Source organism: Streptomyces sp. NPDC058964 (assembly GCF_042741275.1).
GTDB lineage: Bacteria > Actinomycetota > Actinomycetes > Streptomycetales > Streptomycetaceae > Streptomyces.
On the sequence record NZ_JBHYKH010000195.1, the window covers coordinates 6,392 to 15,183 of the forward strand.

Genomic DNA, 8,792 nt, shown 5'->3' on the forward strand with positions numbered 1-8,792 from the left:
GACGACAAGGGTGCCGTGGTGCAAACCGCTACCGACCGCGCGCCCCGCGCCGTCGGGGCGTGGGCCGCCGCCCGGGCGGCCCAGGCGCCGACGCTACGACAGATCACCGGCTACGGCGACGACCCGGCGGGCTCGGGCCTGACCGCGGACCAGGCCCTTGCAGCGAACGCACGCGGGCGGGTGGTCGTCCAGTACGACGAGGCCGGCCGGATGCGGACCGACGGGTACGACCTCAACGGCAACCCCACCAGCACCGTCCGCCGGGTGCTGAGCCCCGCACTGCTGCTGTCGAAGTTGCCCGCATCCGGAGCCTGGGCGGGCACCGCGTACGCCGTCGACTGGCAGCCAGGTCCCGGCGAAACCCTGTCCGACCACGCGGACGCGCTGCTCGATGACACCGACTACGCCCTCGACCTGTCCTTCGACGCGCTCGGTCGGCGAACCGGGACCACGGCACCCGTGGACGCCACCGGCGCGCGGGCACACATCGCGTTCAGCTACGGTCGCGGCGGCGGAGTGACGGCCGTCTCGGTCGACGGCATACCTCACCTGAGGCAGGTCGTTTACGACGCACACGGTCGGCGCATCCTCGCGCTGCTGGGCAACGGCGTGCTCGTGCGCTACGGCTACAGCGCGCGAACCCTGCGACTACGCCGCCTCCGCGCTGAGCACGCCGCGAGCGGGCCGACCGGAGCCACGACGTGGACCTGCGACGGACCGGTCCTGCAGGACCACACGTTCCGCCACGACCTCACCGGCCGACTGCTGACACTCGCCGACCGCACCCCAGGCTGCGGTGTCGCGCCGACTCCGGACCGGCTGGACCGCCAGTTCGCCTACGACACTCTGGGCCGACTGACGCTCGCCACCGGACGCGAGACCGACATGGCCCCCGAGAAGCCGTGGACGGACAACCCCCGGAGCACCGACCTCACCCGTGCGCGACGGTACACCGAGACCTACGAGTACGACGTCATCGGCACCCTGCTGTCACTGGCGCACGCGACCGACACCGCCGGCACCGGCGCCTACACCCGCACCTACACCGTGCCACCGAACAGCAACCGGCTGACCTCCCTCGGATCGGGGAACCTCACCGTCCCATACACGTACGACGCCGGCGGCAACCTGCTGACCGAGGCGACCAACCGGTTCTTCGAGTGGGACGCGGCCGACCGGCTGGCGACCTTCAGGGACCAAGCGGGCGCCGGCCGGCCCAGCGTCTACGCGCAGTACCGCTACGACGCCGCAGGCCAGCGGGTGCTGAAGGTGGTGCGGCGCAGCGCCGGTCCAGACCTCATCACCCTCTCCGTCGGCGGCTTCGAGCGGATCCTGCGAGGCACCGTGGGCGCGAACCAGACCGTGCACGACGAGGTGCACCTCACGGACGAGGGCAACCGTCTGGCCGTCATCCGGCGGGGCACGCCGCTCCCGGACGACCCGCTGCCGCAGCCCGTCCTCTATCAGCTGGGCGACCGGCTCACGAGCGTCACCGCGACGCTGGCCCCCGACGGCGGCGTACTGAACCGTGAGGAGTACCTGCCGTACGGTGACACGTCCTTCGGCAGCTACGCCCGCAAGCGCTACCGGTTCCAGGCCAAGGCACGCGACGAGGAGAGCGGCCTGGCCCACCACGGCGCCCGCTCCTACGCCCCATGGCTGGGACGCTGGACGTCGCCGGACCCGCTCGGGATCCAGGACGGCCCGAAGCTCTACGAGTTCGTCCGCGGCGACCCGGTGAACGGGACGGACCCCGGCGGGTTCCAGACCGTCTTCGGGGACGAGGGCCGGTACCAGGCGCTGGACACCCAGCCCGGCCATACTCGCGAGCACTTCATCCCGGGCAGCTGGCTGCAGTACGGCTTCGAGGAGACCTATGGCGAACAGATGTCCGACGCGCTGGCGAGCCGGACGTACGCGAACGCCTGGGCCGTCATGCTGCCCAACTCGCTGGCTGGACCAAAGACGTCACGGGACCTGAGTTATGGAGCAGGCCTGCGCTCCGCGCTCGTCCAGGGCCAGCCGGTCGATCTCCGGAACGTCTACCTACTGTCGGTGCAGCACGTCCAGGCCGGCGGCAAACTCAGTCCGGCGGACCTCTCGAAGGCGCCGCAGATTGCCGCCAAGGAGCTGGTGTCCTGGGTCAAGGCGGAGGGGGTCGCGCGCGACGCCAAAGCGGGCACGCCAATCCCGCGGGTCCTGGCCAAGCGGCTGACCCCGGCGACGCCGACCAACCCCGCGCCACCACCCACGCAGAAAGTTCCCGTCACCACCTTCACCAAGAAGGACACCTCACCCGGTCCGTCACTTGGCGGCAACGCTCCGTCCGGGAGCGTCCAGACAGGGTTCCGCTACCAGGGGTTCCGGTTCAATCCGGCAGCCGAGGTGGGCGAGCTCGGACGAGCGGTGCCGTTCGTCGTCGAGGCCGAAGCGACACTGCTCTCGGGGTCGTACCTGGCTCTGGGCAGCAAGCTCACCGCACCGTTGGCCGGGCCACTGGGGGCCGCCGCGCGGGCGCTGCCCGTCGCGGCCGGAGTCGGTGTCGTCGGCGCGGCCGCCGGCCACGCGGCCCGGTACGGGGCGGAAAAGGCTGGCGCGAGCGCGTCGACAGCGCAGTCCATCGGCCTTGGCAGCGCCGTGCTGGCCGGGGCCGCCCTAGGCTCCGTGATCATCCCGATCCCGGGCGTCGGCACGATCGCCGGAGCGATCGCCGGCGGACTTGTCGGCGGCGCGGCGGCGGCCGCGCTCTATCTGTGGACCTCCAACTGACGAGTTGGTGCGTGATAGCGGAGCGGCAACGGGTGCCTTCTGGCCGCCGGTTCAGAAGGGCGGTATCGACATCGGGAGCTTCGCGGGCCGTTAGCCTGTCGGTATGCCTGAGCGTGTCATCCCGGGTCGCACGGGCGGCCTGATCTCTTTGGGCGCTGCGGACGCTCTGTGGGCCGGTTTGACGGCAGGCAGTGCTGTGCCGACAGCTTCTGCGGCGTTTACCAGCTCTCTTGCCAGTGTCCGGGTGGGGTACGTCCTGCTCGGCGGCCGTGTGGTGGCGACGGTGAAGGCAAGCGGCGGCCAGTGGAGTGTTCCGGAGAGAGAGGTGCGCCGGGCGGCAGCGGAACTGATTGCGGTGGAGATGGACTGCCGGGACCTGATCCGCATCGGCCCGTTTGGTAGCGCGCCGAAGAAGGAGCGCAACGAGGGGACGCTGGCGCGCTGGCGCCAGTGCATCACCAGGGAACTGCAGGAGTGGGGCGGCCCCGAGCGGGCAGCAGGGCGTGAGGGTGGCCGGCTGTCCCATCTGGCGGGGATCGACTGGCGGCGCATACTCGTGGAGCAGACTCGTGATCGGACGGCGCGGACATGGTGGCTGCCGCGCGCCGTGGTCAGGGTGCTGGACGCGGCCGAGCACACCGAAAGGCAGTGGCTGCAAGTCGCGCGGCCCCGCCAGGCAAGCGCAGATGCCACCGAGCCGTCCTCCCACCCCCGGACGGCCCGAGCCGCCGACGGCCGGGAGACGACGAGCCCTGACGACTCAACCGCTCCGCTGCGCCCGTACAACGGGGAACTGACAGGCCAGCTGTACTCGGCACTCAGCAGGAAACCCGGCATCTCCCGCAAGGTGGCGGGGTGGACGTGCGCCGTGTGCTGCACCGCACCCGCGGCCGTCCTCGACCACTGCCACGAACATGGCTACGTCCGCGCCCCTGTCTGCCACTCCTGCAATACACAAGAACGACCCGACCACCTGTACAGCAACGACATCCGTGTGGCCGGCCACTACACGCGCCTTTTCGATACCGATGTCGTCGACTGGCTTTGTCACTGGCATCGCTGTTCTGGCTGTCGCACCCGTACCACCCTGCCACTGCCACACCTCGCCGCATGGACCGCCCACACGGGCTGCCGATCGCTGCGCCCGACCCACCGCGACCCTGGCAGCTCCCGCGCGCGCAAACCCTGCGGGGTGCTGCGCGTGTCCTGGACGGGCAGTCAGAACGCCCCCCGTTCCTGCCTGCTCACTGTCACCGTCGACTTCTGCCCCTCCGGCGAGCACCGTGTCCTGGCGCAAGTCCCCTACCGCGAAGCCGCCGAGCGGTTTGGCACCTGGCTGGCCGAGACCGCCCCTGGCGTGGCTGCAGCGGCCGGACCCGACCGCCTTGACGACCTCCCCGCCCAGTCGCGGCCAGTCATAGCGGACACCAGCGGTGAGGGCCTGGCGCTGTTTTGAGTGAACAGCAGATCCGACATCAACGCCAACCCACACCCGCCCGGCGCCGGTCCGCAGCTCACCTGGACGTCGCCATGTTGACCGGGCGTGGCCGCAAGAGGACGAGGCCGACGCGCTGTCCGTGGGCATCGCCGAACGGCCGTAACCGCCAATGCCGCACGAAGCTGAGATCCTGACCGTCATCACGAGGGCGCAGCCGCGGGCCGCGGCCTGGCCCGCGTGCCGCGCAGGGTGCGGGTCATACGATACGGCCTGTTCTCACACGTCGCGCTCCAGCACGGGCCGGGGGTGGCGGTCCGGCGGGGAAGGCCGGCACCTCGTCGATGAGGACAGGTGGGGGCAGACCCCGTCGTATTCGGGGAACGCGACACCGAACTTCTGCTCCAGTTATGGGAAGAACTGCCTGGCCTGCGGGCACTGACCGGTGGCCTGCCAGGTGTATTCGAGGCCGTCGGCGAGCGCCCTTCGGATCAACCGCTGTCCCAGGCCATGCCGTTGATGGTGTAGGCCGATGGATATCTTGTTGATGTTGCCGACGTGGCAGGCGCCGCAGATCCTCCACACAAGCGTGCCGATGCCGTCGGCGGTGAAGGCTGCCCGGTCCGCATCCGGTGCGTGGGCTGCGGACACTTCCGCGCCGACGTCTCCTACCTCCCGAACCTGGAGGCATACCTTGCGGATCTGTTCCGCGGCTGGCTTCCTTCGTCGAAGCCAGCATCTGGGCCAAGAACGATGCGCTGCCCTCGAACGAGGAGATCACCGGCGTCCGGCGTCTGACTGAACGGGTCCGCCAGGGCCTGGACGGACTCTCCCCGACCCGGCGCAACGACCGGGGCCGGTTCGTCGGCGACGCCTCCTGGGGGCGCCACCACCGTGGCGGCGGCAAGCACCACCGCGGCAGCTACCGCCGCTGACCAGAGCACGGGTGACATCAGCCAGCAACCCTGGTACCCCCCTTCGGCACTGAATCGGGTGGTGCGCCCCGACCGATGCAAGCGGGGGCGCACCGCCGCTCGCATCGCTACTGAGGTTCTCGGCCTAGGGTGACGGTGATCTCGCGGGTGGGTGTATCCCGGGGTCATGCGGTATCCCGATGGGGGTGGCCTGACCGCGAAACAGCTGGCTCAACGGGAGCAAGTGCGGTTCGAGGCTGCTGAGTTATACGCGCAAGGGGTGACGCCGCCGCAGGTCGCAAGGCGTGGCTAAGGGTTGTCCCGTAAATGATCTCTCCCGGAGCCCCCGGGTCCTCCGATCTTACGAATGACCAGATCAGACCCACTTCTTCAAGGTAGGACAGCCCTTAGTGGTCGGCTCCGGAAATCCTTCGGGGGCTGATCACGCGGCGGGCCGGAATGAGGATTGTTCCGGGTGATCGGCGGTGTGCCGGTCGAGTCTGGCCAGCAGATCGTCCAGGTCGGAGGTGGTGAACTTCCACTGGAACGGCTGTGCTGTGGCGTTGTAGCGGACTTCGAAGGCTCGGAGCCGGTCCCCGACCTCGGTGAGGTCGGTGAAGTCGTTGGGCGAGAGGACCTTGCGCTGAACAACAGAGAAGTAGACCTCCACTTGGTTCAACCAGGAGGCGTGCACGGGGGTGTGGACCATCACCGCGTTCGGGAACGCCTCCGTGAGCCGGTCGGCGGCCTTCTCTCCGCGGTGGGAGGAGCCGTTGTCCACGACCCAGAACACGCGCTTCGCGCTGACGTAGGGTTCCTGGCTCATGACCTGGGCGACCAGACTCATGAACGGGACGATGCCGGTGGTGGGCTCGGTGCGGCCGAACACCGTCGCCCGGTGGACGTCGTAGGCGGCCAGGTAGGCCAGGGCGCCGCCGCGTCCGTAGGTGTGATTCACGCGCATCGCTCTGGCCTGGCCGGGAGCGAGGGTGGGGTGGCAGCGGCAGCGGGCCTGGATGGAGGTCTTCTCTTCCGCGCTGACGACGTACTCGTCCTCGCCCAGCTCGACGCCGTCGAAGGTGTGGGCGTAGAGGTCCAGAACGCGCTCGGCCTTCGGGCGGAAGTGCGGGTCGGTGATGAAGATCCAGGAGCAGTGCTGCCAGGGTTTGAGTGCGTCCTGGTGCAGCCAACGGCGCACCGTGGACGCGGATACGGCATTGGTGATTCCGCGCGCGTTCAGCTCGGTGGCCAGTTCCGGGCAGGACCAACGCGACAGCGGCACCCCGGTCTCAGCAGGGAGTCGACAAGCGAGCGCCTTGGCCCCGGCGACCTGCACGGGTGTGAACCGGGCGGGACGCCCGCAGCGTCTGCGGTCTGCCAGGCCGGCCAGGCCCTGTTCTGCGAACCGGCCGCGCCAGACACGGACTGTGTCCAGGTGCAGGCTGGTCTCGCGGGCGATGCGCGCATTGGAACGCGCGCGAGCCGCGTGCAGGACCACCTGGGCGCGCACCCGCAGTCGGTGCTCAGTCTTGTGACCGTAGGCGGCCTTCTTTAACCGTGCGCGTTCGGAGGCGGTCAGACTTATCGGGCGGGCGGCGCAGGCCGGCATGGCGGGCGGACCGATCAGCAGAAGCGGAAGAGGACGTGGTCGTCCGTAGGCTCAGGCGGTTTCAGGCCGTCGGAACGCGTCGGCGTTACGCGCGCACCAGTCCGCGAAGGTCCGCGGCCTGCGTCCGAGCAGCCGCTCCACGGTGTCCGTCCGGAACCCGACGGTGTCGGCGCGCATGAGGGTGAAGCCCTCCGTGATGGCGTCGGCGAGTGCCTGGGGTGCGCCGTTGGGGAAGCGGAACCGTACTGCCTCGGCCGGTGTGGCCGTTTCCCGGACTTCGACGTCACGGCCGATCGTCTCGGAGATGATCCGGACCTGCTCGGTGACGGTGAACGTCTCGTCGCCGGTGAGGACGTACTGCTTGTCCTGGTGGCTGGCCTCGGTCAGGGCGAGGGCGGCGACCGCGGCGATGTCCGCGGGGTCGATCGGCGCGTAGCGGCCCGGGCCGACCGGGTCGAGTACGTAGTTTCCCTCGCGGATGGTGGGCAGCCAGTCGAGGGCGTTGGTCATGAAGCCGCCGGGCCGCAGGAAGGTGGCGGGTATGCCGGAGGTGCGGATGAGCTTCTCGCGTTCGTGGTGCCAGCGTCCCATGGCGGGTATCGGGTCGAAGGTGACGTGGAATGAGGACAGGTGCACGATGTGGTGCACCTCGGCGGCCTCGGCGGCGGCGATGGCGGCGGCGGTGTACTCGGTGCCGATGCCCTGCGTGAGCAGGAAGAGCGTATCGACGCCGGCGAAGGCGGGAGCCAGTGTCGTGGGTTCCCCCAGGTCGCCGACGGCGCGCTCGGCACGCTCGGGCAGTTGTGCTGCGCGGGCGGGATCGCGGACCAGGATGCGTAACTTCGCGCCTTTCGCGTCGAGTTCGCGGGTGAGTTCGCGGCCGATGTTCCCGGTGGCTCCAGTGACCAGTATCATCATGGCTCCCCAAAGTCGTTTGCCGTCTAGCGAATTCGAGGGAACGTTAGCCGGTGAATGATTAGCCGTCAATCGACTTACGTGCGGCTCGGGCGTCCGCTTCGCACATCACCGAAAGGCCGCGATGTCAGAGTTCCTGGACCTGCACGGCAGAACGTCGAAGGTGCTCCGGGCCCTGGCCGACGCGGCCATGCGACGCCATGGGCTGCACGTCGGACAGAACTACCTGCTCGCGGTGCTGTGGGAGCGGGACGGCAGCACGCCCGGCGAGGTCGCCGCCGCGCTGAACGTCACGACGCCCACGGTCGTCAAGATGGCTGACCGGATGACTACGGCCGGGCTGCTAACCCGTCGCCGTGACGACCGGGACAACCGCCTCGTCCGGCTCTGGCTCACCGACGCGGGGCGTGCCCTGCAGAAACCGGTCGAGGCGGAACGGCGGTTGATCGAGGAGAAGGTCACCGCGGATCTCACCGAGACCGAACGCGAAGCCCTCTTGAACGCCCTGGCGAAGGTCCACAAGGCGGCGAGCGAGCTGTTGAGCGACCCCATCGATTATGGCGACTCGGCCATCACCTGACACTCCCCGCTCCCTGTCTGACCAGATCAGGCAAGCACGAAGACGGCTTCCTGCCCACCGACGACTTCCTTGATCCCCCGAGGGTGCCTTGGACTGCCCGATCGGCCGCTACCTCGCCATCGCGAGAACCCACACACAATCTGACTCACGTCAACCCTCGAAGGACTTCCGGAGCCGACCACTTAGGGCGGCGTTCAGTGGCCCCACCGAGACGACTCCAATTGGCCCCATTTCGCGGGGGATTGGGCGACTCGCCGAACCACAGGACAGTCTCCGGGTTGCGTTTGGCCTCATCGAGCCACATGCGAAGCCTGCCGAGTCGTCCTCCGCTCAGCCGGACGACAGCCTGATGCACACGTTCACGCTCCGCGCCTGCATAGAGATCAAGGAGTGACAGGACGCTCGCAGCTTCGGCATCCGGGAACGTGGCATCGCAAAGCTGACGTGTTGCTGGTGACACAGCCATGCCTATCATCCTGCCGACCTCTATCGCGTTCGACAACGGCCAAGATCGGGCGGAGGTTAAACGACAATCTGAGGCGGAGCGCCCAGTGGGCTCGCGGCCAGCGC

At 69.0% G+C, this 8,792-nt stretch carries 6 protein-coding genes; 3 read left to right on the forward strand and 3 right to left on the reverse strand.

What is annotated here, in order from left to right:
- On the forward strand, positions 1-2,769 hold a 2,769-nt coding region (locus tag ACFW2E_RS23385; RefSeq protein ID WP_384469018.1), incomplete at its 5' end, for an RHS repeat-associated core domain-containing protein.
- 103 nt (positions 2,770-2,872) lie between these two features.
- The gene (locus tag ACFW2E_RS23390; RefSeq protein WP_384469019.1) at positions 2,873-4,225 is read left to right on the forward strand and encodes an endonuclease domain-containing protein; all 1,353 of its coding nucleotides are present in this window, start codon (positions 2,873-2,875) and stop codon (positions 4,223-4,225) included.
- Between the two features lie 387 nt (positions 4,226-4,612).
- Here the strand turns inward: ACFW2E_RS23390 and ACFW2E_RS23395 are convergent, their stop codons facing one another.
- The 3 genes from ACFW2E_RS23395 to ACFW2E_RS23405 form a co-directional block, all read right to left on the reverse strand.
- Positions 4,613-4,855, reverse strand: coding sequence for a hypothetical protein (locus ACFW2E_RS23395; protein ID WP_384469020.1), 243 nt, complete (start codon positions 4,853-4,855; stop codon positions 4,613-4,615).
- A 705-nt stretch (positions 4,856-5,560) separates the two neighbouring features.
- Positions 5,561-6,628: an IS630 family transposase gene (locus ACFW2E_RS23400; RefSeq protein ID WP_384469021.1), complete on the reverse strand. Its 1,068-nt coding sequence runs from the start codon at positions 6,626-6,628 to the stop codon at positions 5,561-5,563.
- A 150-nt stretch (positions 6,629-6,778) separates the two neighbouring features.
- Positions 6,779-7,645, reverse strand: coding sequence for an NAD(P)H-binding protein (locus tag ACFW2E_RS23405; protein WP_384469022.1), 867 nt, complete (start codon positions 7,643-7,645; stop codon positions 6,779-6,781).
- Between the two features lie 121 nt (positions 7,646-7,766).
- On the opposite strand from ACFW2E_RS23405, the gene ACFW2E_RS23410 reads away from it, so the two are divergent.
- A complete protein-coding gene (locus ACFW2E_RS23410; RefSeq protein WP_384469023.1) occupies positions 7,767-8,222 on the forward strand; it encodes a MarR family winged helix-turn-helix transcriptional regulator in 456 nt (151 codons plus the stop codon).
- Positions 8,223-8,792: the final 570 nt, after the last annotated feature.